Annotated in this window: 24 protein-coding genes; 14 read left to right on the top strand and 10 right to left on the bottom strand. The window is 60.2% G+C overall.

What is annotated here, in order from left to right; genetic code table 11:
• Positions 1-121: 121 nt before the first annotated feature.
• From msrP to J2D73_RS11170, 8 genes are all read left to right on the top strand, one after another.
• Complete coding sequence (gene msrP, locus J2D73_RS11205; RefSeq protein WP_207881648.1) at positions 122-1,054, top strand: protein-methionine-sulfoxide reductase catalytic subunit MsrP; 933 nt, start codon at positions 122-124, stop codon at positions 1,052-1,054.
• Positions 1,055-1,424: 370 nt separating this feature from the next.
• Positions 1,425-2,069: a protein-methionine-sulfoxide reductase heme-binding subunit MsrQ gene (msrQ, locus tag J2D73_RS11200; RefSeq protein ID WP_207881647.1), complete on the top strand. Its 645-nt coding sequence runs from the start codon at positions 1,425-1,427 to the stop codon at positions 2,067-2,069.
• A 29-nt stretch (positions 2,070-2,098) separates the two neighbouring features.
• A complete protein-coding gene (locus J2D73_RS11195) occupies positions 2,099-3,484 on the top strand; it encodes an amidohydrolase family protein (protein WP_207881646.1) in 1,386 nt (461 codons plus the stop codon).
• Positions 3,485-3,822: 338 nt separating this feature from the next.
• Positions 3,823-4,530, top strand: a complete 708-nt coding sequence (locus J2D73_RS11190; protein ID WP_207881645.1) for an HAD hydrolase-like protein — start codon at positions 3,823-3,825, stop codon at positions 4,528-4,530.
• Positions 4,531-4,756: 226 nt separating this feature from the next.
• Positions 4,757-5,851: a branched-chain amino acid aminotransferase gene (locus tag J2D73_RS11185; RefSeq protein WP_341535076.1), complete on the top strand. Its 1,095-nt coding sequence runs from the start codon at positions 4,757-4,759 to the stop codon at positions 5,849-5,851.
• A 247-nt stretch (positions 5,852-6,098) separates the two neighbouring features.
• Entirely contained in the window at positions 6,099-7,412 is a 1,314-nt protein-coding gene (locus tag J2D73_RS11180; RefSeq protein ID WP_207881643.1) for an aspartate aminotransferase family protein, read from the top strand.
• Between the two features lie 55 nt (positions 7,413-7,467).
• Complete coding sequence (locus tag J2D73_RS11175) at positions 7,468-9,618, top strand: phosphocholine-specific phospholipase C (RefSeq protein WP_207881642.1); 2,151 nt, start codon at positions 7,468-7,470, stop codon at positions 9,616-9,618.
• 613 nt (positions 9,619-10,231) lie between these two features.
• A complete protein-coding gene (locus J2D73_RS11170) occupies positions 10,232-12,427 on the top strand; it encodes a TonB-dependent siderophore receptor (protein ID WP_207881641.1) in 2,196 nt (731 codons plus the stop codon).
• A 128-nt stretch (positions 12,428-12,555) separates the two neighbouring features.
• Here the strand turns inward: J2D73_RS11170 and J2D73_RS11165 are convergent, their stop codons facing one another.
• From J2D73_RS11165 to J2D73_RS11145, 5 genes are all read right to left on the bottom strand, one after another.
• Positions 12,556-13,881 carry a lactonase family protein gene (locus tag J2D73_RS11165; protein WP_207881640.1) on the bottom strand — a complete coding sequence of 442 codons (1,326 nt, stop codon included), beginning with the start codon at positions 13,879-13,881 and terminating at the stop codon, positions 12,556-12,558.
• 35 nt (positions 13,882-13,916) lie between these two features.
• A complete protein-coding gene (locus J2D73_RS11160; RefSeq protein WP_243429878.1) occupies positions 13,917-14,432 on the bottom strand; it encodes a DUF2147 domain-containing protein in 516 nt (171 codons plus the stop codon).
• Complete coding sequence (locus J2D73_RS11155; protein WP_207881639.1) at positions 14,413-14,880, bottom strand: DUF1178 family protein; 468 nt, start codon at positions 14,878-14,880, stop codon at positions 14,413-14,415. Before J2D73_RS11155 ends, J2D73_RS11160 begins: the two co-directional genes overlap by 20 nt.
• 34 nt (positions 14,881-14,914) lie before the next feature.
• Positions 14,915-15,175, bottom strand: a complete 261-nt coding sequence (grxC, locus tag J2D73_RS11150) for a glutaredoxin 3 (protein WP_207881750.1) — start codon at positions 15,173-15,175, stop codon at positions 14,915-14,917.
• 168 nt (positions 15,176-15,343) lie between these two features.
• Positions 15,344-16,162 carry a ComF family protein gene (locus tag J2D73_RS11145; protein ID WP_243429877.1) on the bottom strand — a complete coding sequence of 273 codons (819 nt, stop codon included), beginning with the start codon at positions 16,160-16,162 and terminating at the stop codon, positions 15,344-15,346.
• Positions 16,163-16,270: 108 nt separating this feature from the next.
• On the opposite strand from J2D73_RS11145, the gene J2D73_RS11140 reads away from it, so the two are divergent.
• Positions 16,271-17,161: a methyltransferase domain-containing protein gene (locus J2D73_RS11140; protein WP_207881638.1), complete on the top strand. Its 891-nt coding sequence runs from the start codon at positions 16,271-16,273 to the stop codon at positions 17,159-17,161.
• Positions 17,162-17,220: 59 nt separating this feature from the next.
• On the opposite strand, the gene J2D73_RS11135 is transcribed toward J2D73_RS11140, so the two are convergent.
• Positions 17,221-17,610, bottom strand: a complete 390-nt coding sequence (locus tag J2D73_RS11135) for a YidB family protein (protein WP_207881637.1) — start codon at positions 17,608-17,610, stop codon at positions 17,221-17,223.
• 351 nt (positions 17,611-17,961) lie between these two features.
• Between J2D73_RS11135 and map the strand changes: the two genes are divergently transcribed.
• Positions 17,962-18,762, top strand: a complete 801-nt coding sequence (map, locus tag J2D73_RS11130; protein WP_207881636.1) for a type I methionyl aminopeptidase — start codon at positions 17,962-17,964, stop codon at positions 18,760-18,762.
• Here map and J2D73_RS11125 read toward each other — a convergent pair.
• Together J2D73_RS11125 and nagA are read right to left on the bottom strand one after the other, a co-directional pair.
• On the bottom strand, positions 18,755-19,360 hold the full coding sequence (locus J2D73_RS11125) for a glutathione S-transferase family protein (protein ID WP_207881635.1): 606 nt from the start codon (positions 19,358-19,360) through the stop codon (positions 18,755-18,757). The genes map and J2D73_RS11125 overlap by 8 nt on opposite strands.
• 99 nt (positions 19,361-19,459) lie before the next feature.
• Positions 19,460-20,569 carry an N-acetylglucosamine-6-phosphate deacetylase gene (gene nagA / locus J2D73_RS11120; protein WP_207881634.1) on the bottom strand — a complete coding sequence of 370 codons (1,110 nt, stop codon included), beginning with the start codon at positions 20,567-20,569 and terminating at the stop codon, positions 19,460-19,462.
• Between the two features lie 412 nt (positions 20,570-20,981).
• Here nagA and galE point away from each other — a divergent pair, with 412 nt between their 5' ends.
• From galE to J2D73_RS11100, 4 genes are all read left to right on the top strand, one after another.
• Positions 20,982-21,977, top strand: coding sequence for a UDP-glucose 4-epimerase GalE (galE, locus tag J2D73_RS11115; protein WP_207881633.1), 996 nt, complete (start codon positions 20,982-20,984; stop codon positions 21,975-21,977).
• A complete protein-coding gene (locus J2D73_RS11110) occupies positions 21,970-22,407 on the top strand; it encodes a cytidine deaminase (protein WP_207881632.1) in 438 nt (145 codons plus the stop codon). Before galE ends, J2D73_RS11110 begins: the two co-directional genes overlap by 8 nt.
• 83 nt (positions 22,408-22,490) lie before the next feature.
• Positions 22,491-23,183 (top strand): trypsin-like serine peptidase, encoded by a 693-nt coding sequence (locus J2D73_RS11105; RefSeq protein WP_207881631.1) that lies wholly within the window; start codon positions 22,491-22,493, stop codon positions 23,181-23,183.
• Between the two features lie 155 nt (positions 23,184-23,338).
• On the top strand, positions 23,339-23,941 hold the full coding sequence (locus tag J2D73_RS11100) for an acetate uptake transporter (protein ID WP_207881630.1): 603 nt from the start codon (positions 23,339-23,341) through the stop codon (positions 23,939-23,941).
• Between the two features lie 82 nt (positions 23,942-24,023).
• Here the strand turns inward: J2D73_RS11100 and cynS are convergent, their stop codons facing one another.
• Positions 24,024-24,479 carry a cyanase gene (gene cynS / locus J2D73_RS11095; RefSeq protein ID WP_207881629.1) on the bottom strand — a complete coding sequence of 152 codons (456 nt, stop codon included), beginning with the start codon at positions 24,477-24,479 and terminating at the stop codon, positions 24,024-24,026.
• 158 nt (positions 24,480-24,637) lie between these two features.
• Entirely contained in the window at positions 24,638-25,519 is an 882-nt protein-coding gene (locus tag J2D73_RS11090) for a hypothetical protein (RefSeq protein ID WP_207881628.1), read from the bottom strand.
• Positions 25,520-25,701: the final 182 nt, after the last annotated feature.

The raw sequence follows: 25,701 nt of genomic DNA, 5'->3' as shown, positions 1-25,701 counted from the left end.
TTACCGAAATCCTGCCGTTTTTTTACTTGCGGCAAGACGTTCTTCCCCACAGCCTTACGAAGAACCAGCGACGATGCGCGCGCCAATTCAGGCGCCCTCTCGTTCGCACAGAGTAGGCTGCATGGCGTCTTCTTTCCCTGAACCGCGTCCCAGTGAAATCACGCCTCGGCGCGCGTATCTTCGACGACGGAGCCTGCTGGCGGCTGCAGGGTTGCTTGGCGGTTCGCGAATCGCGAACGCGGCGGGGCTTTCCGTGCATCCAGGTCCCTTCAATGCGTCCGAGCCTCTGACGCCGCGAGAGGACGTGACGCACTACAACAATTTCTATGAATTTGGGTTGGACAAAGACGATCCGGCGCGGCTTTCCGGTGGATTTCGACCTCGCCCATGGACGTTGACGATAGACGGCGCAGTCGCCAAACCACTTACATTGGACGTAGATACGCTAATCGCGGGCGGCGCCCTCGAAAGCCGCGTCTACCGGATGCGCTGCGTAGAGGCATGGTCAATGGTCATTCCGTGGGACGGTGTGCCTCTGGCCGATATTCTACGTAAGGCCGAACCGCAGGGATCGGCAAAGTTTGTAGCGTTTCAATCGGTAGTTCGTCCGGACCAAATGCCCGGCCAGCGAGGCGGACTTGGCTCTCTCGACTGGCCCTATGTCGAAGGCTTGCGACTGGACGAGGCGATGAACCCGCTGTCGTTTCTTGCCCTCGGCCTCTACGGCGACCTGTTGCCAAATCAGAACGGGGCGCCGCTTCGCCTCGTAACGCCATGGAAATACGGCTTCAAGGGCATAAAATCGATCACGAGAATCACGCTGGTCTCGGAAATGCCGCCGACGACGTGGAATCGTATGGCGTCTAACGAGTACGGATTCTACGCGAACGTGAATCCTGAGGTCGATCATCCCCGCTGGAGTCAGGCTAGCGAACGGATTATTGGCAGCGGCGGCTTCTTTGGCGAAACGCGCAAGCCAACACAGATGTTCAACGGTTACGGGGCGCAGGTCGCGCAGCTTTACGCAGGCATGGATCTCCGGAAATTCTATTAACCCGCCGGGTGTATCCCGCTTGAGCCGCCGATGCGCCAGATCCGTTTTGAGGCCCTCCAATCCGTCCTACGGCTGGGTAACGCTCCTTCCTTGCAGCCTTGGGTGAGATTACAAGCCCACTGTTTGGCTCCGTGAGTCCTGCAGGCAGCTTTCGGGCTTGACCTGATCAGGAAAGATTGCGTTTTTTCGTTCATGTAATGCAGTCGCCGAACAATCTTGAGACAGATGCGAACGAACGTGCTCCCTACTGTAACGATCTGGCCAATTGCGTCGGCCGAGCCAACGATATTCGGACGGACGTAAGGGCGATGCGCGTCAAGCGAGGCAGATCAGAAAATACCTTTCCCGCCCTCTTTCGATCAGGCGCGGCATGAGCCCGCTGTCTGTTCGCGGCGGCCCATCGTCATCCCTGAAACGATGGTTAAAATCTCCGGCCGCACGCTGGACGCTCTATTTCGTTGCGCTTTGTCCTGCAGCATGGTGGTTCTGGTTGGGCGCACAAAACAAACTGGGCGCAGATCCTGTCCGGGCGTTCGAGGAACTTCTTGGCCTCTGGGCCTACAGATTTCTTCTGGCAAGCCTTCTGGTCACGCCATTGCGTATCGCCTTCAACATAAACCTGATCGCCTATCGTCGAATGCTGGGGCTGCTATGCTTTTCCTACGCGGTCATGCATGTGCTCGCTTATCTGGCGCTGGACCTGCGATTTGATTTTCGTATTTTTGGCGATGATATAACAAAACGTCCGTTCCTCGTTTTCGGAATGTTGACGCTGCTCTGTCTGTCGCCGCTGGCGCTCACGTCGACGAACGGGGCGATCCGACGTTTGGGCCGAAACTGGAAAAAACTGCATCGCCTCGCTTATGTGGCGCTTGTGACCGCATCAGTCCATTTCCTCATGGCGTTCAAGACATGGCACGTGGATGCGGCTCTGTTCGTGGCGTTCGGGATGTTTTTATTGATCTTTCGGGGCGTCCGGTCGTTTCAAAACCCAAAGAGACGTCGTGTCGCCTGACGTGTGATGATCGCAAGGAACTGGCATTCATGAAATCACTGACTTTCCGGGCTGTTTGCCTGACCTCGCTCTCGCTGCTTGCTGCCGGGTGCGCGCATGAAGAGGCAACAAGTTCCAATCAGACCTTTTTCGAGCATGTTTCCGTCATCGACGGTTCAGGCGCCGCCGCGCAACCGAATATGACCGTAATCATGCAGGACGGAAAAATTGTTTCGGTCACGCCCGACGCATCGGCGACGCCACCGGCTGGCGCCACCATCGTCGACCTGACAGGCAAAACCATGATTCCCGGCCTGGTCTCCGATCATGTGCATGTCGGGTTGTACGAGGGAACCGACGTAGGCTCGAAGCATTTCACGCGCGACGTAATCCTTCGCCAGTTGCAGCAGTATGAACGTTACGGCGTGACCACAGTCGTCGCACTCGGCGTCACACGCTCGCCACTGTTCGACGATCTGCGGCGCGAGCAGCATGCGGAGCAGAATCCGGGCGCCGATCTGTTTGGTGTGGATCAGGGCATAGGCGTCCCCGGCGGCGCTCCTCCCGCTGCGATGATGCATGTGGACGACGAACAGGTTCTACGGCCTGCAACGCCTGAGGCCGCTCGCGCCGCCGTCGACAAAATGGCGTCGGAAGGGACTGATCTGGTCAAGATCTGGGTGGACACCTTCACGAACGGAGTGGCTGGCAAGGCGCCGATGCCTGTCATGTCGCCAGACGTCGTAAAGGCGGTGATCACGCGTTCGCACGAGCATGATTTGCGGGTCGCCGCCCATATCCATGATCTGCACTACGCCAAGGAGATGGTCGCCGACCATGCAGACATACTGGCGCACGGGGTGCGTGACACCGCAGTCGACGCGACGCTTATCAACGCCATGAAAAGTGGTGGGGTATGGTATATCCCCACCATCAGCCTTGATGAATCCATCTATTTCTACGCTGATAACCCCGATATCCTGTCTGACCCCGAGCTGACGCAGGGATTGAGTGCGGAACTGAGGAACCGCTTCGCGGATGCGGGGTGGAGGAAAAAGACGCTCGCCGATCCGCAAACCGCTGCGGCGCGCAAGGCGGTCGTGATGAATGAACACAACCTGTTTACCTTGTACGCTGCGGGCGTGAATATTGGTTTTGGCACGGATTCCGGCGCAACGCCGTTGCGGATACCTGGATACGCCGAACATCGCGAGCTACGTCTGCTTGTTCAGGCCGGATTGACGCCGGTTCAGGCTCTGACGCTGGCTACGGGGCAAGCCGCTGCTCTCATGCATCTGAGTGATCGCGGCGTGCTGGCGACGGGCAAGCGAGCGGACTTTGTGATCCTGGACGCCGATCCCAGCAACGATATCGGCGCCGTGGATCGCATTTCTCAAGTGTGGCGCGGGGGGCGGCAGGTGTCGCTCACGCAGTAATTTTCACCAACGTGTGACCGGCGAGGGCTTCTGCCTCTTACGCAAGGAGCCTCGCTATCGCGACGGACGACACAGTCAGCAAGTCCAACCCGAACAAAACGCGCCGACTGCCCAAACCCGGCGGGCTCGCAGGTGATTCCCGCGCATCCTGCATCGTAGAAACCGGGCGCATGGTGCCGATGTGGCGCGCAATGCCGCGTGTTATCGCAGCCCGCCACTCAATTTCACGCTTCAATCTCCCTGAAGCGCAAGCTAGCGGCCATGAATCGCCATCGCAGGACCTGAGCGCTATGCTTCTCCCTTGTTCACGACTGATTGCCAGAAAACGAGGTCCATGAATGAAGCGTGACGACACGGTGCGGACGCAGACAGCGGTTCTCTTTGATCTCGACGGTACAATCGTCGACTCCCGCGCCGGAATAATTGATAGCCTGCACGGAACGTTGCGCGACCTCGGCCATGAACCAGACCCTTCGCATGACCTGAGTTGGGTGGTCGGACCGCCGCTGCGAGACCTGATCGGTGAAATCCTCAATCATTATGGCGACGATCGTTGCGACGAGGCCATGGCCTTCTATCGCGCCCGTTACGAGGCCGAGGGGATGTTCCGGACGCCCGTTTTTTCAGGGATGCGTGAGGCGATCGACGTCATTGGCTCGCACGGGCGCCGATTGTTCATCGCGACATCCAAACCGATACATCTTGCCCGCGCTATCCTAGAACAGCACGGGCTATTGAATCGGTTCGAGCATGTGTACGGCGCCCGCCCCGACGATAGCGGCGCGGAGAAGCCCGAGTTGATCGCAGCCGCCCTTCATGAGCAGGGACTGGACAAGCGCCGCGTCGTCATGATCGGCGATCGTCGCTTCGACATCAGCGGCGCCCATGCGAACGGGGTGCGCGGTCTGGGCGTGTCGTGGGGATATGGCGGTCAGGCTGAGCTTGAGGACGCGGGAGCCGAAGGGATCGTCGACCACCCAGACGATCTTCCTGCGATGGTTGAGCAGCATCTGCACGCCGCCGGTCTCCATCTCCACGACGCCTGATCGGCCCTTCTGACGCGTTCCCCTGCGTGCCGGGTCTGGCCGATGTGCGTGGAGCGTCTTGCTGAACACGCAAATTGGCGCTCATCTGTCAGCCCCGCCGCGCTCCCTTGTGCGCAGGAGGCGAAGCGGGGCGACCTGATAACAAAGGCTGGCGCGTAAAAAACTATCGCGCAGCAGAAACAGCACGATGCCGGAACCACTCCGGGTCGATGACGGGAGACAGAACGTGAGCAGCGCCGAGGGATTAAAGTTCACTATCCATCCGCATCCGAACGCTACGCCTGCGGCGCGGCGCGCCGAGCTGATGGCCGATCCGGCGTTTGGACGTGTCGCAACCGATCACATGGTTGTCGTAAAATATAAGGATGGCGTCGGCTGGCACGATGCGGAAGTCCTGCCGCGCGGCCCGATTACCCTCGACCCGTCGGCGGCGGTTCTGCACTACGCTCAGGAAATTTTTGAAGGCATGAAGGCGTTCCGCACCAAGGATGGCGGTGCCGCGATTTTCCGCCCCGAAGCCAACGCCCGCCGCTTCCGCGCCTCCGCGGAGCGCATGGCGATGCCGCAAATTCCTGAGGAACTGTTCCTCGAAGCGGTCAACCAGCTTGTGCGCGCCGATCGTGACTGGATTCCCGAAGGCGAGAACGCCAGCCTTTATATCCGACCGTTCATGTTCGCCAACGACGCGTTCCTCGGCGTCAAGCCGGCGTCAGAATATCTGTTCATGGTGATCGCCTCCCCCGTCGGGGCGTATTTCAGCGCAGGCGCCGTGACGGTGTGGGTCTCCGAGACCTATACGCGCGCAGCCCCCGGCGGCACGGGCGCCGCGAAATGCGGCGGCAATTACGCAGCCAGCCTGCTCGCGCAGGCGGAGGCGAAAGCCCAGGGCTGCGATCAGGTCGTGTTCCTCGACGCCGTGAAGCATACGGATGTCGAGGAAATGGGCGGAATGAACGTGTTTTTCGTTTTCGAAGACGGTTCACTGGTCACGCCTCCCCTCTCCGGCACCATCCTGCCCGGCATCACGCGTGACAGCGTCATCACTCTCGCGCGTGAGAAAGGACTGACCGTTCGGGAAGAAGCCTACTCGATCGAGCAGTGGCTGGCCGACGCACGATCCGGTCGTATGACGGAAGCGTTCGCCTGCGGCACGGCGGCGGCTATTTCGCCTATCGGCGTCGTCAAGACGCGCGAGGGAGAGGCCCGCATCGGCTCCGGCACCGCAGCAGGGCAGATCACCGGCGCACTTCGCACCGCTCTTGTCGACACGCAGCGCGGCCGCTCCACCGATGCGCACGGCTGGGTGAGCCAGGTTTTCTGACCGACGCAATCATCCTCGGGAACACAGGCCGCCCCTGCGTTCCCGAGGCAGTGAAATACATAATACGTTACCAATTCGAACTGTCCGGACATCTCGACCTTTCGCCCGATCGTAGCTTATCGTGAACGCGTCCTCTCCGGATTGAATCGTGACGGAGGACGTCGCGGCAAGGAATTCCTGACGCGTCTGAAGACTTTTCCATCAGGCCGGGACGATCCTGTGACCGGCCAACCGATCAGGGTGCGCGATGCTGTCGACCAATCAGGACGCCTACTTCATGCCGTTCACGGCGAACCGGCAGTTTCGCAAGACGCCGCGCATGTTGGTCGGCGCGGAAGGCATGTATTACACGGACGACGCTGGCAACCAGGTGCTGGACGGCTGCGCCGGTCTCTGGTGCGTCAACGCCGGGCATCGCCCCCGCCGCGTGGTGGAGGCGCTTCACAAAGTCGTCGACACGGTAGATTTCGTCCCGAACTTTCAGATCGGCTATCCGCTGGCTTTCGAGGCGGCTTCGCGCGTCGCCGCTCTCGCTCCCGGCGATCTTAATCACGTATTCTTCTGTAATTCGGGCTCAGAAGCCGGAGATACCGCGCTCAAGATCGCCCTCGCCTATCATCGCCTGCGCGGCGAAGGATCGCGCACACGTTTGATTGGCCGTGAACGCGGTTATCACGGAGTGGGCTTCGGCGGCATGTCTGTCGGCGGAATCGGCTCGAATCGCAAGATTTACGGCCCACTTTTGCCAGGCGTCGACCACCTTCCCCACACCCACGACCTGTCCCGCAACGCGTTCTCACGCGGGCAACCGGAATTCGGCGCGGAATACGCTGACGCGCTGGAGCGGATCGTCGCTCTTCACGACCCGTCCACGATCGCAGCCGTGATCGTGGAACCCATGTCCGGATCGACCGGGGTGCTGGTGCCTCCTGTGGGGTATTTGCAGAGACTCCGTGAGATATGCACGAAGTATGGAATCCTCCTGATATTCGACGAGGTGATTACCGGCTTTGGACGCCTCGGTGGCTCCTGCTTCGCAGCCGAAAGTCTGGGCGTGATTCCGGATATCATCACCTGCGCCAAAGGTCTGACGAACGGAACGGTGCCTATGGGCGCGGCCATCCTGCGCGATCATGTGTTCGAGGCGTTCATGCAGGGACCGGAAAACGGCATCGACATTCCTCATGGCTATACCTATTCGGGTCACCCGCTCGCGGTCGCAGCGTGTCTGGCGACGCTCGACACCTATCGTGAGGAAAACCTGTTCGAACGCGCAGCGGAAATCGCGCCGTATTTCGAGGAGGCTGTGCATTCCCTGAACGGGCTGCCGCATGTGGTGGATATCCGCAACATCGGCCTTGTCGCGGGCGTAGAACTTGAGCCGCGCGCGGGCGCTCCGGGGACCCGCGCCTACGATGTGTTCCACCGCGCGTTCCATGAAGGGCTACTGCTGCGCTACACGGGCGACATCATCGCACTCTCGCCGCCACTGATCATCACGAAGTCGCAGATTGACGAAACCTTCGAAAAGCTGGGCAAGCTGATCCGGGAGGTCGCCTGATCTCCCGCGCGGCATCGACGGCGCAAGCTCCGCGCACTTCGTCGATGGCGTCGCAATGACGGGGGCGTTCGGGAAGTCCTTGAGCGGTCGCAGGGCGGTGTTGCAGGGGTTGAGCGCAGCAGCGCTCTCCACGAGTTTTGAACGCGGCGTCCGCCGCGCCATGGCGTTACCCGCATACCGCCGAACACATTCCATCGAAGATGTCGAACACGTCGTCATCCTGATGCAGTCGGGACGGTCGTTCGATCATTATTTCGGAGCGCTTCAGGGCGTGCGCGGGTTCAACGACCCGCACCCTGCGCGCCTTTCGTCCGGCGCCGCCATCTGGGCGCAGCCCGATGGAAATGCCGCCGTGTTTCCTTTCCGGCCTGACGAACCGGATCTGGGAGCCCGTCCACTCTCACGCCCTTCCGATGATTGGGAGGCCATGCAACGTGCGGCTGGTTACGGCCATTGGAGCGACTGGGCTCAGGCCAAAGAAGCGGCCAGCATGGTCCATATGCTCCGCGACGACATTCCGTATCACTACGCACTGGCGGACGCTTTCACGGTCTGTGACTCCTATTACTCGTCCGTACTGGGGCCTGCCGGTCCAAACCGGTCCTGCATGTGGAGCGGTTGGGTCGGCAACGACGGCAGGAACGGCGGGCCGATGCTGGACGACGCGGGCGACGGCTACTCGTGGCGAACCTGCCCCGAGCGACTGGACATGGTTGGGGTGTCGTGGCGCGTGTATCAGGATGCCGGGCAGGGGCTGACTGCAGAAGGCCATTGGGGCGCATCTCCCGAAGCCTTTGCCGGCAACGGCGGCGATAACACCCTGCTCCGTTTCAAGCGATTTCAGGCGGCGGCGGATGGGACGCCCCTCGCCCGCGCCGCCCGAAGCGGCGCCCACGCTGGTAATGGAAACGCGCTGCTCGCCGATTTCGAAGCCGATGTGAAGAGCGGCGTATTGCCACAGGTTTCCTGGATCGTCGCTCCGGAAGCGTATTCCGAGCGCGCGGACTGGCCTGCAAATTACGGGGCCTGGTACGCAGGACGTGTCCTCGATATCCTGACATCCAATCCTGATATCTGGGGACGTACGGCTCTATTTCTGACATATGACGGAAGCGGCGGATTTTTCGACCACGTAGTTCCGCCGCTCCCCCCGTTCGACACGACGCGCGGCGCATCCACGATTGCAACGGACGACGAGTTTTTTCCAGGTTCCGCCAAATTCGCGGCAGGCCCTTACGGCATGGGGCCGCGCGTGCCCATGCTGGTCATTTCACCCTGGAGCCGCGGCGGATGGGTAAATTCACAAGTGTTCGATCACACCTCGCTCATCCGTTTTCTTGAAAGACGGTTCGACATGGGCGGATCGGCTTTCGCCGAAGATAATATAACGCCATGGAGGCGCGCGGTCGCAGGAGATTTGACGTCTGCGTTCGATTTTTCATCTGCGAATGACAAATCTCCGGCATTGCCGTCCACAGCGCCATTCGCTCCGAAAAATCATGAACGTCGTGATGTTCCATCCCCCCGCCCCTCGGACCTTCAGCGAATGCCCGAGCAGGAAACCGGTACACGTCCGGCACGCGCCCTTCCTTACGATCTGCATGTGTCAGCGACGCCGCACCGCCGCAGGGATACGCTATCGTTGAATTTCGAAAACAGTGGAAATTCTGCAGCAATTTTTCAATTACGCGATGGACTGGGCATCTCATCCCCACGCTTCTACACGGTTACAGGTGGTGAGAATCTGCGCACCTCCTGGGACGGTTTGCAGGAACGAGCCTACGATGTAGCTGTTCATGGGCCGAACGGATTTTACCGCTCATTCAAGGGAGCTTTCGCCGATGCGTCTGCAGCGCAGGTAGGCGTCGCCACAAAAACCGGCCGCGACCACCACTCGCTGGTGGTGATCCTGACCAACCATGGCGGTCGGCGAGCGCATATGTTGCTGACCGACATCTACACTGGCGTTTCCGTCCAGCATGTCATTCCTCCGCATGAAGAAAAAAGCGTAAGCGTCTCTGTTACCGATACCAGTGGGTGGTATGATCTGAAGATCGGCGAGGTCGAGGATCGTTCATATGAAACGGTATTGGCTGGGCATGTGGAAGACGGTCATCCCAGCAACACGGATCCGGGCATGGGCAAGGTGCTCGGAGCGCGACCTCCGCCCGGTGGCCCATTTGGCGACGCTACGCGTAAATCCTGAAACCAGCGGGCGCGGATAACTATTCGCTCGCGCCGCTCCCACTTTCGTCGTCATCGTCCGAGCCGTGGGCGTCTGCTGTCGCGCTGTTTCCCGCTTTGCGCTTTCCCTGACACCGCGAACGGCCCTGCTTCCTGAAGCTGACTGAACCGACCCTGCGGTTCTCCAGGACGCCGGCAGACCCGATCAGATCGAGATTCCGTGGATTACCGAAACCTCGACAGCCGCACGGTCACGGGATCATGCGGCTATAACTGATGCATGTCCCTGTTCAAGGCCGCGCGCGCTGGCGGCGTCGGGAATGGCGCCCCGGTCCCGTCGAAGCAGTATCGTTGCTGAACAATCTCGCCATGAATGCTTCAGAGGACGACGTCGTTTCAGCGGCGCCTTCACCGCGCGCAGCTGGGTCGGCGTGGTCATCTTGTGGGCTTAACCGTCGAATTCATTCTCGACATATTATGTTGCGAATCACTATCACTTGCAATAATAACTCGAGGCCGTTTTTGGCGGATGTCTCCTTTGCGCGGTCACAAAAATGCACAAGAAGCCGATGCTCGCTCTCAGATTTTCCCTGGATGTAAAGACTGTTCCAAAATTTCTCCTCGGCGGCGCAGCCATGACCGGGCTTTTGGCCGGTCACGCATATGCCGCCAATGCCCGGTATGTCCGCGCGCGCGCTCCTCAACAGGACGTCAACAAGGCCGCCGCGACGGCAGCGCCCCCTTCCCCATCAGGCGCGAGCGGAAAAGCTTCATCCCCCCCGCTTCACGGCGCTCTGGCGGCAGCAAAGCCCGAGAGCATTAATGTTCTCGGCCGCCGCATGGTCGCTACCAGCGCGTCGGCAGGCACAAAGACCGACACTCCGCTTCTGGAGACGACACAAAGCGTGTCGGTCGTCACCCGCGCCTTCATGACGGAACGTCTGGTGCAATCAATCGGCGAGGCTCTGCGCTACGCGCCGGGCGTCAATCCGGATACCTATGGCGCAGACTCCCGCTTCGACTGGATCCGCATCCGCGGCTTCGATGTTACGACGTATGGTATGTACCTCGATGGCATGCGTCTTACCGCAGGCACGACCGGACCCGTTCAGGAGCAATATGGACTGGACCGTGCAGAGGTGCTGAATGGACCGTCCTCGGTGCTCTACGGACAGGCGGCGCCGGGTGGGTTGGTAAACATGGTCAGCAAAAAGCCAAGTTCCACGCCGTATCATGAACTGCAGTTCGTCGCCGGTTCCTGGGCGCGATATCAGGGACAGTTCGACATGACCGGCTCCATCCCGGGAACCGGGGGAGCTGTAGACGGACGTATTGTCGGGCTGGCGCGCGATGCGGATACTCAGGTCCATTATGTGAAGGACAACCGCATCTATGTTGCGCCCTCTTTTACCTGGCACATCACCCCGAAGGACGATTTCACCTTCCTGTCGTCTTATCTGCATGATCATACGTCAGGGGATCAGTTCTATCCGGCCTATGGGACGGCGCTTTACAATCCGAATGGAAAGCTGAGCACATCCAGCTTCCTTGGATCACCTGATCTCGACAAGTGGGATCGGAACCAATACGCGGTCGGCTTTCTTTACGAACATCGTTTCAACAGCAATTGGCGTTTTCAGCAGAGCTTCCGATATCTCGGGCTCGATCTGAACTGGTCACAGGCCTATAGCACCAGCCTGAGCGCAGACATGATCCATATAAACCGTCTCGCGTTTCGTGAGGTGGCGTCTGGGCAATTATACACGTCCGACAGTCGTCTTGTCGGTCATATTCATACCCGTCCAGTGGATCAGACCGTATTACTCGGATTCGACTATTCTCGTTACGATCTTGCTCAGGATTATGGTTACACGACCGGCACGCAGCTCAATATTTTCAATCCGGTGTATACAATCCAGCCCGCCATTAAAATGACGACCCACATCGTCCAGCAATCAGAACAAAAAGGACTTTATTTTCAGGATCAAATCAAAATCACGGACCGCATCCTGGTGAACCTCGGCGGGCGTTACGACTGGACGAATACTGCGACTTTGACCACGACCAGTTCGAGCGCAGTCACAAGTGGCCAGAACAACGGAGTTTTCACCTATCGCGGGGGCATCGGTTATCTTTTTCCATTCGGCCTCATGGCTTACGCGTCGTATGCACGCTCTTTCCAGCCAGTTACGGGCGTCAATTTCTACGGACAGGCTTTCAAGCCGACCTACGGGAAACAGGTAGAGGTCGGCGCGAAATATCAGCCGAAGGACAAATCGAGCTTCCTGACGGCTTCGCTCTTTGACCTTACCCAAACGAATGTGAGCCAGACCGATCCATCAAACGCTCTTAACACAATTCAAACCGGCGAAGTTCGCGTCAAGGGCTTCGAAACGTCCGCAAACGTCAGCCTTGGATCAGGGTTCGACCTTGTATTCGCCTATACATATCTTGATCCGGTTATTCGTAAATCCACCATAGGCCAGAACGGCAAGCGCCCGACTCTTATTCCACGTAATACCGTCTCTCTATGGGGCGACTACCAGATGCAGCCCGGGCTGATACCTGCTTTGACTGGTCTGGGTGTTGGCATGGGGATGAGATATATCGGCAACATCGAAGGCGACAACAACGATACGTTCGCAACACCGGCTGTCACCCTCTTCGACGCCGCCGTCCACTATGATTTTGGACGAAGCAACCGGTGGCGCATCGGACTGAATATCAACAACCTGTTTGACAAAACCTATGTCGCCAGCTGCTCGGGAACGACGACATGTTATTATGGGCAGCGTAGGCAGGTGCTCGGTAGCGTTCGCGCAAGCTGGTAGCGCTCGCCCGCGATAAGCCGTTTCACGTCACAACGCCCGCCAACGAAAAACGCGCCCGTATTCCCAAGGGAACGCAGGCGCGTCTCGTGGCAGGAAATTTTACTTTAGTCGCCTTATGAAGAGCGTCCTCAGGCCTTGGTGGTCGTAAACGCGAAAGCCGTCGGCGTGCCTACCGGCGTAAACGTCCAGGTGAAATCCAGCGCGCCTGTCGTGGGATCAACCTTGAACGAGGTGATCGAATCACTGCGCTGGTTGGCGACGAAAAGGAATTTTGCAGCGGGATCGAAGCTCAGCGACCGTCCGTAATCCGCACGCGCCCACACCTCGTCCAGAAGCGCCAGAGAACGATCGGGCTTGACGCCGAACACAGCTATGGAGTTGCCCAGACGGTTCGTGACGTAAAGGAATTTTCCGTTCGGATGCAGCATGATTCCAGCGGCGATGGTGCTGCCTCGGAAATGCGACGTAACGGTGGAGATGCTCTGACGTGGCGAGATCGCGCCGGTGTCAGTGTCATAATCCGCAACGACCACGCGGGAATTCTGCTCGCCCAGAATGTAGATCGTCTTTCCGTCCGGGCTGAAGCAGAAATGCCGAGGCGCCGAGCCCGGCTCCATTGCGTGGAACGGTATTTTCGCGGGCGTCAGCGTTCCGTGATCAGGATCGAGCGTGAACACGTAGATACGATCGAGCCCGGCGTCGGCGACAAGGACGAAGCGTCCCGCCACGTCAGCCTGCACCATGTGCGCATGGGCGCCTGAATGGTCGCTGACAGCGTAATTTCCGGGAGGGTTGTCCTTCGCCCGCTCAGGCATGCGCGGCCCGGAGTTCTTCACGAGGGCCGTCCGCTCGCCAAGGCTTCCGTCGTCCTTGATTCGAATGACGGCGACGCTGCCACTGGAATAATTGGCGACCAGCAGGAAGCGGCCCGACGGATGAACGCTCAGATGCGCCGGATTGGCGCCAGCCGACGTCACGGTGTTCAGCTTCGTCAGCACGCCGGTGCGCGGATCGATGGAGAACGCCGTCGCTGCCCCGCTGTCCTTGTTCGCCCCGTAATCTTCCAGTTCGTTGCAGGCGTAGAGAAAGCGGCGATCATGGGAGAGCGCGAGGAACGACGGATTGTCGGTGTCTTCGAACACGGAAAGATGGGTCAGCACGCCGTTGTCCGGATTCATCTCGAACAACGTCACGCCCTTCGCGTTGGCTTCCGGCGGCCCGTGCTTCGTGTAACCCCCAACGTAGCACAACACACGCTCTCCGCTTGACTGCGCCGCTGCGGCTTCTGGCGTAGTCTTGGGCAGCGCTCCTGCGGGCAAGGGTTCGGCGGGAGGCGTCGGCGGAGGCGCCGCTGGTTTCGGAGCTGCCGCCGATGCACGCCATGCGGCGCCAGCGACCCCGGCGGCGACAAGTGATGAGCCGAGAACCCGACGGCTGATATTCCAGTTTTCCATTGTTCTTCCTTATTGACCTGCCCGGCGCACGTAGTTCAGGGGTTTTCCGGCAACCTGCAGGCGGCCCCTATTGGTCCAGAGTAACGTGTCCATGTCTGCGTCTGGCCAAAGAGAGGTATACCCACGTAGCCGCGCAGCTTCATCACATTCGGGCGCGGTGACCAGATTTGCGCATCATAAGTTTTGTCGGAGTCCGGGTCGAGAATATGCCCCTCCCACCGGCCGGACGTATCGTCGCTTGGCCTGAAATCCGTCAACATCGTCAGGCCGCACTCGGACTGACCGTGCTTGCCACGCGGAATCTCGGGGCCGTCGTACTGCATTCCGACAAGGGCGCCGCAGATCGTATCGCCGCAACTGCGGATGCTGAAGACGCCATCATGCTTCTCACTCAGCCACAGCCCCCCAAGCGTTCCGGGGTCGAGCGGGGCAGCCGTTGACGTGGCGTTGGCGCCCGCCTGCTGTGCGCTGGCGGAGGATATGTCGGCTACGGCAATCGCGAAAAAAGCGAACGCCGCGCGCCGGACGTTATCACCCGTCAGAGCGCGCAACCCACGGAATGCTTTGGAATGGTACGCCCTCATCTTCCAGCGCTTCGCGTTGTTCATCGGACATGCTGCCATAGATCGCCCGCTCATCGGCTTCCTTGCGGTGCATACGCAACGCTTCATCAGCGAAACTGTCGCCAACATGCTCCGCATTTGTCTCGACCTCGCGACGCAGACGCTGCAGGGCGGCAAGCAACGCGTCCGGGATCGGGCCCGCGGCATGGCCGGACGCGGGAACTTCACCCGAGCCAGAAGACGGCCTGGCGGCCTGAGGGGCGCGAGACGGAGCCGTGACGACCGACGGCGCCATCAGCGCCCGCACGACGTCGCTCGCGCCGCATTGCGGGCAGGAAAGAAGGCCGCGCGCCGCCTGATCGTCGAAGGCTGTCGAGTTACGGAACCACCCTTCGAATTCATGACCGGCTGCGCACCGCAGCTGATAATGAATCACCGCCCCTTACTCCCGCGCAATCCCCCCATGGCGCTCAGGCCTGACCCAGCAAAGGATCGAGCGCCCCACGCCGCTCCAAGGAGAAAAGATCGTCGCAGCCGCCAATACCCTGCCCGTCGATAAAAATCTGCGGAACGGTGGTCTGCCCGCCCGAACGCTGTATCGCCGTCTCACGTTCCGGCGTTCCTCGAGGAGCATTGATTTCGGTAAATGCAACGCCCTTATGCTCGAGCAAGGCGACGGCGCGGTGGCAGTAGGGGCAACCCGGCTGCGTGTAAATCTCTACGCTAGGCATCGTAACTCCGGCATTTTCTCGCCCCGACGCATCTGTCGGCGCTTCAGCGCGCGTGTCGTTCGACATCGCGTCTGGCCATACGTCGGAACGAGCGATCTGCTTTACACCATACCGTGTCTTGCGCCTCTGTCACAGGCGCCATGCATGTGATGCGTAACGGCGTGAATCTTACGGCCCCTCGTTCAGCCATGCGGGCGCGTCCGCGTCCTCAGTTTCAGGGCGTAGCGTGCGGGCTGCGGCCAAAATCCCGACGCTCGCAGCGCCTGCAGCCAACAGCACGGCGCTGCACGCCGAAGCCGTCGCCCCGGTCGTCAGCACGTCATCGACCAGAACCACTCTGCGGCCCGCCAGCAAGGCCTGTCTCTTAGGGTTGATCACAATGGCTTCGGTCATTTCCCGTGCCCGCTCAGCAGCGGAAAACCCGACAAGGCGAGCCGTAGCGCGCGGGCGCCGAGGAGCGTCGACCAGCACCGGAACGCCGGACATCCGGCTGACGGCTCGGGCCAGCAGCGCGGCCTGATTATAGCGGCGCTGGAGCAAACGACGCCAATGCACGGGCACCGGAACGAGCAGATCGGCGTCCACCAGCATGTCAGCCCCCGCCCGCGACATCTGCCGCGCGAGGAACGCGGCATTCTGCGTCTGATCGGCGTATTTCAAGGCGAGAATCAGATCCCGCGATGCGTCGTCGTAGACATAGGCGGCTCTGGCCTGCACCCAGACTGGAGGCCGACGCTCGCAGCGAACGCAGCATGACGTCGCCCCAAGATGGGAGTCTGCGGCCAGAGGGACGCCACAGCGGTCGCAGCGTGGCGCACCGATCAGACGAAGCCGTGCGAAGCAGTCAGGGCAGAGCGCCCCGGCGCGGTCGACCTCTGCGCCGCAACTCACGCAGGTCGGCGGCAGGACCAGGTCGAGCGCGAATCGTCCGACCGAGCGGGCGCCGCGCATCAGAGCGCCCCCAGCGGCAGATTCCATTATCGGCATCAACGCTCTCCTGCAGGCCCGCAAGTCGACACTCGGCGCTCATACCTCTCAGCGCGCGCCTCTATATCCTCTTGGCACAGACGCTGAGCGCGCGCACATGGTGGCTTCATGGACGAAGATCATCTCATTTTCGACCGCCGGGCCGTCCGCCTGCATCGGGATCGAGCTTCCGCGACGCTTGGCGGCGTCTCTCCTGTTCTGCGGGAGACCGCCGAAAGGCTGCTCGAACGGCTGGACGACGTCACGCGCAGCTTCTCTCATGCGCTCGACATCGGCGGTCGTGGCGCGGTCGCCACGGGCCTGAAGGCGCGCGGCGTCGCGGTCACAAGTTGCGATCTTTCACCCCGTATGGCGAGCCTGGCGGGTCCTGGCTCCGTCTGCGCTGACGAGGAGGTCCTGCCGTTCGCGCCAGCTGCGTTCGATCTCGTCGTAGCCAATCTCTCGCTGCACTGGGTGAACGACCTTCCGGGCGCTCTGGCGCAGATACGGAATGTCCTGAAGCCCGACGGCCTGTTTCTCGCCAGCATGCCGGTCCTGCCGACATTATCAGGCCTTCGGGAGACGCTCGCCGAAACCGAACTCGCGTTGCGCGACGGCGTATCGGCGCGGGTGTCGCCGTTTCCGGCCCTTCGGGACTGTGCGGCGTTGCTGCAACGCACAGGTTTCGCATTGCCGGTCGTCGACGCCGATACACTGGATCTGCGATACCGCACGGCGCTGGCGTTGCTGAAGGATCTACGGGCGGCGGGCGAAACCAATGCCGTGCGTCTGCGCGATCACAGAACGCCACCGCTGGCTCTTTTCCCCGCCGCGCTCGCGGCGTTGCAGGAACGAACGCCTGAGGGAGACAGTCTCTCCGTGCCTCTGCACATGGCCGTGATGAGCGCCTGGGCGCCTGCCGCCAGCCAGCCCAAGCCTCTGGCGCCGGGGCAGTTCAGCACGTCCTTGCATGATGTTTTTGGCGATGCGGCAAGCGCTGCACCGAAAAACCGGAAATGAGAGCAGCTTTCTCCGGCTGAAGTTTCCGGTTCAACTTTCGCCAGCGCGCGTTCCGGACCTCACGCCTCTGCGGCGTCAGCCGCCGGAGCCGCGGCGTCTTCGGCGCGAGCGCGGGCCGCCATGCGCTCGACGGCGACCGGCAGCGTCTTCGCAATAAGCGGCAGCAGGGGCGCAAGCGGCAATCCAGTGCAACTGGCGATAAATTTGGCCTGATCAGAAGTCAGCAGGCGCTGGACTTCCTCGACTGTCAAAGGCTCCGCCGGCTGGCCGTTCGCCCAGCACCGGGCCTTCTCGCCAAGTCCGACTTTCTCGCACTGCTGGACGATATGCTCGACACCCGCCTTTCCGTGCTCTGAGGCCAACATTTTACGCACGGCTTCAGCCACCGCGTCGTTGTTGGTTACGCTGTTCAGAGCCTTGTCCTTAAGGCCTTTCAGAAATCCGCTCATACGCCATGCTCCCTGTCAGCATGGTATGCGCGCCATGCCTGTTTTAATGTAATATACCTACCAATTCCCGACGAAGACATACAAGTCAATGTTAAAACAAAACCGTACAACCCCATGGGGATGCACAAATTTTTATTATAACACTACAAAACTGCCGTTAATTTACTATCTCGCCAGAAGATACTGTTGTCTTTGGCTCATTGTCGGCGCGACAACCCCGATCAGACCCTAATCGCTCTGCCATCTCGACAGATGACGTCACCAGGCCGAAAGTCCAATCGACGAATCAGTGAGTCGTGGGCGTCAATCGCCTGCGTCGCCTGCCCTATTCCAAAACGACGACAGAGAATCATGCGAGATATCGTTATTCACACAGAAGCCGACTTCGCCGCCATGAGGTTGGCGGGGAATCTCGCCGCTGCGGCGCTCGACATGATCGGCGAACATGTAGGCGAAGGCGTCACCACTGCGGAACTGGATCGCATCTGCCACGAATTCGTCGTGGCGAACGGCGGCATACCGGCGTCTCTTGGGTATATGGGCTACAGTCACGCAACCTGCATCTCGGTGAACGAGGAGGTCTGTCACGGGATACCCGGTTCGCGAACTCTTTCGACAGGCGACATACTGAACATCGACCTCGCCGTCATCGTCGATGGCTGGCACGGCGATACGAGCCGTATGTACGCCGTCGGCAATATCAGTTCGCAGGCCACGCGGCTGATCAAGGCGACCTATGAAGCCATGATGGCGGGGATCAAATTAATTCGCCCGGGAGCAAGACTCGGCGAAGTCGGCTGGGCCATGGAAAAATACGCGCGGTCTGCACGGTTCACCGTTGTACGGGATTTTTGCGGACACGGCGTTGGTCGCGTGTATCACGCAGCGCCGGACGTACTGAACTACGGGCGGCCTGGACGGGGCGCGGTGCTGCGTCCGGGTATGTTCCTGACGGTCGAGCCGATCCTGAACGTTGGCGGCGACGGCGTCGAAATTCTTGAAGACGGCTGGACCGCCGTAACCGAGGATGGCGGGCTGTCCGCCCAATGGGAACACACGGTCGCGGTTACGGAGACCGGCTTCGAGATATTCACCCTATCCACCTGGGAGAAACGCACGGCGTCCCCCCAGGCAGATAAGTTACCTAGATAAGCCCCTCGGCCTTCAAGGCGGCAATGACCGCCGGTCTGGCGCCGACACGATCCCTGAATGCCTCGACCGTAGCGAAACGGGAAATGTCGAAAGATTTGGCGCGAGCCCAACTGAGGATTACGAAGGCATATGCGTCCGGCTGCGTGAATGTTTCGCCAAGGATGTAAGGCGCTCCCGGAGTAAGGAACGCCTCAAACTGCGTAAGGCGCAGTTCAATTTTGGCGGCGCCTGCGACCCTCGCTTCCTCAGTCGGGTTCGGTGCAAACAGCGCGCTCATCGCGTTATGCAGATCGCCGCAGAAACCAAGAGCCTCCTGAAGGCGTGCGCGCTCCATGGAGCCGTAAGCAGGCTTAAAGGCCGCCACATCGCTGTGGTCGCCAAGATACTGCATGATTGCGGCGTTCTGGGTCAGGACGACGCCCGGCTCGATCTCGAGCGCAGCAACCGCGCCACGAGGATTGATCTTCAGGAAGTTCTGCCCGGTTTCCGTGGTCTTCGCCCGGAGATCGACTTTCTCAATGGTGAACGGCGCGCCGATCTCCTGGAGAACAATATGAGGCGCGAGGGAACACGCTCCGGGACTGTAATACAGCTTCATTTCGACCTCTATCCTTGCGGAACAGCCTTCCTACCCGTGAGGAAGGGCGGCGAATGGATACGACAGGACTGCGCGTTGCGCCATCAGCGCGTCCGAATCTCAGGTCGTGCGCCGACCGAGAACATGCGTTTCCTGCACGGCAAAGTCCTCATCCATCACGACGAAATCGGCCCGCAGCCCCGGCGCGATTCGGCCGCGGTCATGTAGCCCCAGATAACGCGCCGCGTTGCCGCTCACCAAGGCGGCGGCGCGGGGCAGCGACATGCCGCCGGTCGTCACCGCATTGCGGAAAGCGACGTCGAGCGTAAGGACGCTGCCTGCAAGCGATCCGTCGGGAAGACGCACGACGCCATCACGGATCATGACCGCCTGCCCGCCCAACGTGCTCTCCCCTTCCGGGCCGCCCGCGCCGCGCATGGCGTCGGTCACGAACAGCAGGCGCCCGGGCATGTTGCGTTCGACCAGCCTGAAAGTCGCCGGGTGGACGTGATGCGTGTCGAAAATCATCTCGCCATAGGCGGCGTCACTGCAGATCAACGCCGTGACCGGACCGGGGCGACGGCCTTCTATCGGCGACATGGCGTTGAACATGTGTGTCGCGCCGGGGACGCCGCCCGCCGCGCAGATCGTGCAGATGGCGCGCGCGGCGCCATCGTAATCGGTCGTGGTGTGCCCCAGGCTGACCCGCACTCCGGCGCGCGAAAACCTGCCGATGGCGTCTTCCGCGTGGTCCAGTTCAGGGGCCAGCGTCACCACCTTCACGACGCCCGTGGACAGAGCTTCCTCGACAAGCGCTGGCTCAGGGGCGACGGCGAAAGGCGGCTGCGCGCCCAGCTTGTGCGGACTGACAAACGGGCCTTCTAGGTGGGCGCCGTAAATATCAGGACCGTTCTCGACGCCCTGCGCCCTCACCTCCGCGACAGCGCGCAGCGCCGACATGACGTCGGCCCAGGGGCGCGTGATGGTGGTCGGCAGGATGGTGGTCGTTCCATGCGCAAGATGGAATCGCGAGAGGCGGCGGATCGCGTCCGGCCCGTCCATTGTGTCCGCGCCGTCCCCGCCGTGCACGTGTCCATCGATGAATCCCGGAAGGATCAGTCGGCGCGGCGCGGCCGGAAACGGTTCGATCGAGCGAATGACCGAGTCGTAAGTCACGCGTGCCGGGAGCACCTGATCCGGGAGTACGACATGCCCTTCGATGGTCGTCATGGCGGCGCTTTCGTTCCTGTGCTCGTGCTGTCGCAACAGCGGTCGTTCATGCTGCGGTCGCAACATGTGCGTTGCGGTTACACCACAGGGTTATCGGTATTGGAATATCAGGCCTCGAACCACGCTCCGCCGCGCGCGGCCGTTCATTCGCCTTTTGTTTTGCCTGGGACAGGCGATGTGTTCGCCACGTCCGGCAAAGGGCATGACACCGCTCCGGGCTCGTGCTTCTATAAAATCATGAATTGTTACGGGGGCGGCGGGACGGCGACGTTTCCTTCGCGCCGGTGACGCCCGCTTTTCCGGCCACGGAGACAGCCCAGCCACAGGCGAGCGGATCGGCGATAGCGCGCCGATACATGCGCTCTACCTGAGCGGGGCGGAGTCGCCGCCGCCAATGGAGAAATCGACACCGATGACCCCTTCCCGCTTTCTGGTCACTGGCGGCGCCGGCTACGTCGGCAGTCATGTCGTGCTTGCCCTGCTGGACGCCGGTCACGAAGTCGTCGTCTTCGACAGCCTGCGTACCGGCCATCGCGCGGCGGTGCCGCCGCAAGTGCGCTTTGTTCACGGCGACCTCGCCGATCTGCCGTTGCTCGACAGCGTTCTGGCGGACGGGCCATGGGATGGCGTCCTTCATTTCGCGGCCCTCTCCCTTGTCGGAGAAAGCATGGCGCAACCGCTGATGTATATGTCCGCCAATGGAGCGTTGGGTTTCAACCTGATCGACGCATGCGTGCGGCACGGGGTGAAGCGCTTCGTGTTCTCCTCCACCGCAGCCCTGTTCGGCTCTGCCGGGGACGCGCCGATCGACGAGACCACGAACATCGATCCTGGCTCACCATACGGCGAGAGCAAACTGGTGGTCGAGCGGGCGCTCTACTGGGCCGACAGGATTCATGGACTGCGCAGCGCGTGCCTGCGCTATTTCAACGCGGCGGGGTCCGATCCGCTCGGGCGCGCGGGCGAGGACCATCGACCGGAAACGCATCTCATCCCCCTCGTCATCGACGCAGCGCTTGGACGACGGGACGCCCTGACACTGTTCGGACAGGATTACCCGACGCCGGATGGAAGCTGTATCCGCGATTACATCCACGTCTCCGATCTGGCGCAGGCGCATCTCGCTGTGTTGCCGCTGCTCAAGGAACGCAGCGTCACCTTCAACGTCGGCACCGGACGTGGCGCTTCGAATCTGGAAGTCATTCGCAGTGTGGAGCGCGTCAGCGGCCTGACCGTGCCGTGGAACCTTGGAGCACGACGTCCCGGCGACCCAGCCAGCCTTGTGGCGAGCCCCGCCCTGTTGATGCGTGAAACCGGCTGGCGCCCGGAATACACCGAACTGGACAAGACGGTCGCAACCGCCCTCGCATGGCGGCAGGATCATCCGGTAGGTTACGGCGATGAGTGAATATTCACCGACCGACAACTCTGAAGCCGGATCGACGCTCGACGCTCTGATACGCGGGGCGGTCGCGATCAGGGAGCGAGCGTATGCCCCCTATTCCCGCTTTCACGTCGGCGCGGCCTTGCGATGCGATGACGGCCGCATTTTCGTCGGCTGCAACGTCGAGAACGCGGCCTATCCCGAAGGCGTCTGCGCCGAAGCGGGCGCCATTTCGGCAATGGTGGCGAACGGCGGACGGCGGATCGTTGAAGCCGTCGTCTGTGGCGGCGATGGCACCCCCTGCCCGCCTTGCGGCGGCTGTCGGCAGAAACTGAGAGAATTTGGGACTTCGACGTTAAACGTCACGATGGTCGACGGTTCGGGGCGCGTGCTGTTTGTCCGCAGTCTGGCGGAGTTGCTACCCGACAGCTTTGGACCTGAGAATTTAAGTTGAGAAAGTTGTGTATTTTTTCTTGCGTTTTTCATTAAGCGGGGTTTCAGCGGCCATTGCCGAAGCGACGATATCTGGCGGCGTTTATGGCGGGAGTGGTGCATGCGATTGCAGCCCATTCTGCCCAAGCGTCGCCCGCCCTTCCCGGCGTCGGCGCCTCCGACGCTCGCAGCGTAGCCAACCCCGACTTGCTCCCGTGGAGCGCTCTGGGGCGGGTCCAGACAGCGCTCGGTGGCCGCTGCACAGGATTTGTGATTGCGCCCGACGTCGTGGAAACAGCCGCGCACTGTCTCTACCTCCCCAAAACTGGACATTACATTCAGCCGGAAGACATACATTTCCTGCGCGCCTATAGTCGCGGGCGGTATGCCGCTCATGCACGTGTCGCGCGTTTCCTCGTTCCACCGGGTTACGATCCGCGAAATGAGGCCGCGACGGCGGCGTATGATCGGGCCACCCTGTTTCTCGACGCGTCCGTCGCAGACAGGCAGCAGACGCTGACAGTGACGCAGGGCCTGCCACAGCCGGGGACGCCTGTGACAATAGGCGGTTATGAACAGGACTATCAGGAAATCCTGATCCGAGACCAAAACTGCCAGGTTACGGCCCTCGTTTCCGATCAGGCAGGGCACCCAATGATCGCACATGACTGTGCCGCGACGCGGGGCAGCAGCGGCGCGCCTGTCCTGACGCATCGGGGCGATCACTGGGTCGCTCTTGGGGTTCAGGCGCTAGCCAATTCCGGGCGCGGAGGCGTCGCCGCGCCGCTGTCGCAGTAGCCCGGACGGTGTGCGCTATTTTGTGAACGCCACAATGCTAATAGAAGTTATCTCATGCGTTGATAAATAACGACGGAAGGCAGAAGAATGGGCAAGCGCCCGTGGATGCTCTGAATAGTCGGGTCACACGAGATGCGCCGCCGGAGTATCGGGTCATGAAACCCCTCGCCAATCCCGCGCCGCTTGGCCTTGCGGCCTTCGGAATGACGACCATTCTGCTCAATCTTTGTAACGCCGGTTTCCTGCCGCTGAACTCATCGGTGCTCGCGATGGGCCTCGTCTTCGGCGGCGCTGCACAGATTTGCGCCGGACTGCTGGAATACCCCAAGGGCAATACGTTCGGGCTGACGGCGTTTACTTCGTACGGCGCCTTCTGGATTTCTCTCGTTGCGTTGATTTTCATGGCGAAACTAGGCCTCGCCGCAGCAGCCACCGCACCTGCTATGGCGGCATACCTTGCTGTATGGGGCGTCTTCACAGCGTTCATGTTCATCGGAACCTTGCGCGCCAACCGCGTCCTGCAGTTTGTCTTCGCGTCTTTGACGGTCCTGTTTTTCCTTCTCGCTGCGGGAGAAGCCACAGGCAATGTCGCGATCACCCGTTTCGCAGGATTCGAAGGCCTGATCTGCGGCGCATCGGCGCTGTATCTCGCGATGGCCGAGGTGATCGAGGAACAACTCGGCCACGCAGTTCTTCCGGTGGGAGCCCCTCCCAAGGTGGCGGCCCTGCATCTGGCCGCTGAAAGAGCGGCCGCCTGAACAGGCCGACGCCGCGTCGAAACAGGTTCGACGCGGCCACATTGCCCCCGTGGGTAAAGACTTTTCCTTTAGAGAGCGTGTTTCAAAACGCTTTGTAAGGGAGAAATTTCCCGCTCATGTTCAGGCTGACCCTGTCACCTGCAGGGTTAGCCTCTCGCGCGATTTCAAATTTGAAATCGATGGCGCTCATGATGCCGTCGCCAAATTCCTCGTGAATGAGTTCTTTGATCGCCGGTCCGAATACGCTGACAATTTCATGCAGGCGGTAGAGCAAAGGATCGGCGGGCGGCGCGCCGGAAAGCGAGCCTTTTGACGGCGGAATCTGCAGCCATGGCAACGCGGTCTCGTCGAGATCAAACAGCGCGACAATCTTTCCGGCTTGCACCGAAGTGAACGCCATCTGCCCCAGGCAGGCCGCGACCGTCCATTCCTTGCTCTGCTCCACGGCTGTGGCGACATCGCCCCAACTGACGCCTTTGGCGACGCGGGCTGTGATAATCGCGCCGGTGACATCCTGCCTGTTTTTGAACGCCGTCATTTCGGTATCTTTCCTCCCCTGTTGCCGGTCCAGTTCGAAGGCTTCCATATGGAGTGTAGCGCATGGTAGACGACGAAGTTGGTGGTGAAATTCTTTGATATTCGCTCGTCTCACAAACATGGCCGCTACGGGGGAGCAGAATGTCCGATTTTGAACCCTTAACCGCTGTTTTTAGCCTGCAACTTGAGGATGTATGACGGACGCTGCCCGCTTATTGCGGATGTTCGAGCATAATCAGTCACTATAGGAAGAGCGGCCGTCTTCATTGATCTAGCGAGTGGCCGGATCAAACGAGAGGCGGCAAGGCGTGATTCTTGATTGTGTTCCAGTCTGCGCTCTGCAGCAAATGTTCTATGCCACCAACGTCGGTGGGGATTGAAACTCTCGAAATAATCTTGAATCATTGTGCGTATATTATGAGTATCGACCTCGATACTACAAATTCCGTACCCCTGCTGATTCAGCTGATCAATGGTACGATTGTGAAATTTATTGATATCTTCGAGCTTGGTTAGCGGCTTTTGCTTACGCTTGGCTAGGTGGTCAGTATATCGTTCGAATTCGTTGCCGTAGATACTTTGCATCACATTTATCCGGTTCTCGATCAAGTCGACGACTGCGGCCTTTATATTGCGTGGAATAAAGGGATCGGACGTTATCGGTTTAAGCATGTGCATCAGCCGTAAGACATTCGGCAGAATCGGTATTCCGTAATCGTACCGCCGCGCTGCGAAGATTTCTTCTTTTAAATCTACTAGATCATCGTCGATAAAAATTTCGTTGATTTCTTTGATCGTATCGTGAACAGGGTTGGTTCGTGACCAGTGCGTCAGCGACGTATCGTCAAACTCACTGAATAGGTCTTCGGATAACTGTTGCAATCGATCCATGACCCGCTTTTGATATTCCGTCGCGACCGTGTTCAATAGACCGCGCCTAGCGGCCCGATATGTCAAAACCGCAACTGAAGTGCCCACAATATAGAAAGCAATTTGGACAGCTTTGAGTGTGTCGTCGAGCTTGATGGAAGACAGATCCATTTTGCGTTACTCGAAGCATTTGCAAGATGTAGCTTTGCTCTGCCCATAGAATTCCATTTGTCTACTCCCGATAAATGTGATGCAACTAGTCAGCGGAAGCGCTCCGTGTCGCCACTAGTTTTTGTAGTCTAAGAGCCTGTTTGGAAAATCACGGGTGAGCATTTCTGCGCATGAGATTGGCG

Origin of the sequence: Acetobacter sacchari (assembly GCF_017377715.1) — a bacterium.
Taxonomy (GTDB): Bacteria; Pseudomonadota; Alphaproteobacteria; order Acetobacterales; family Acetobacteraceae; genus Acetobacter; species Acetobacter sacchari.
Note: the sequence above shows the minus strand (reverse complement) of the source record. Positions and strands in the feature narration are given on the sequence as shown.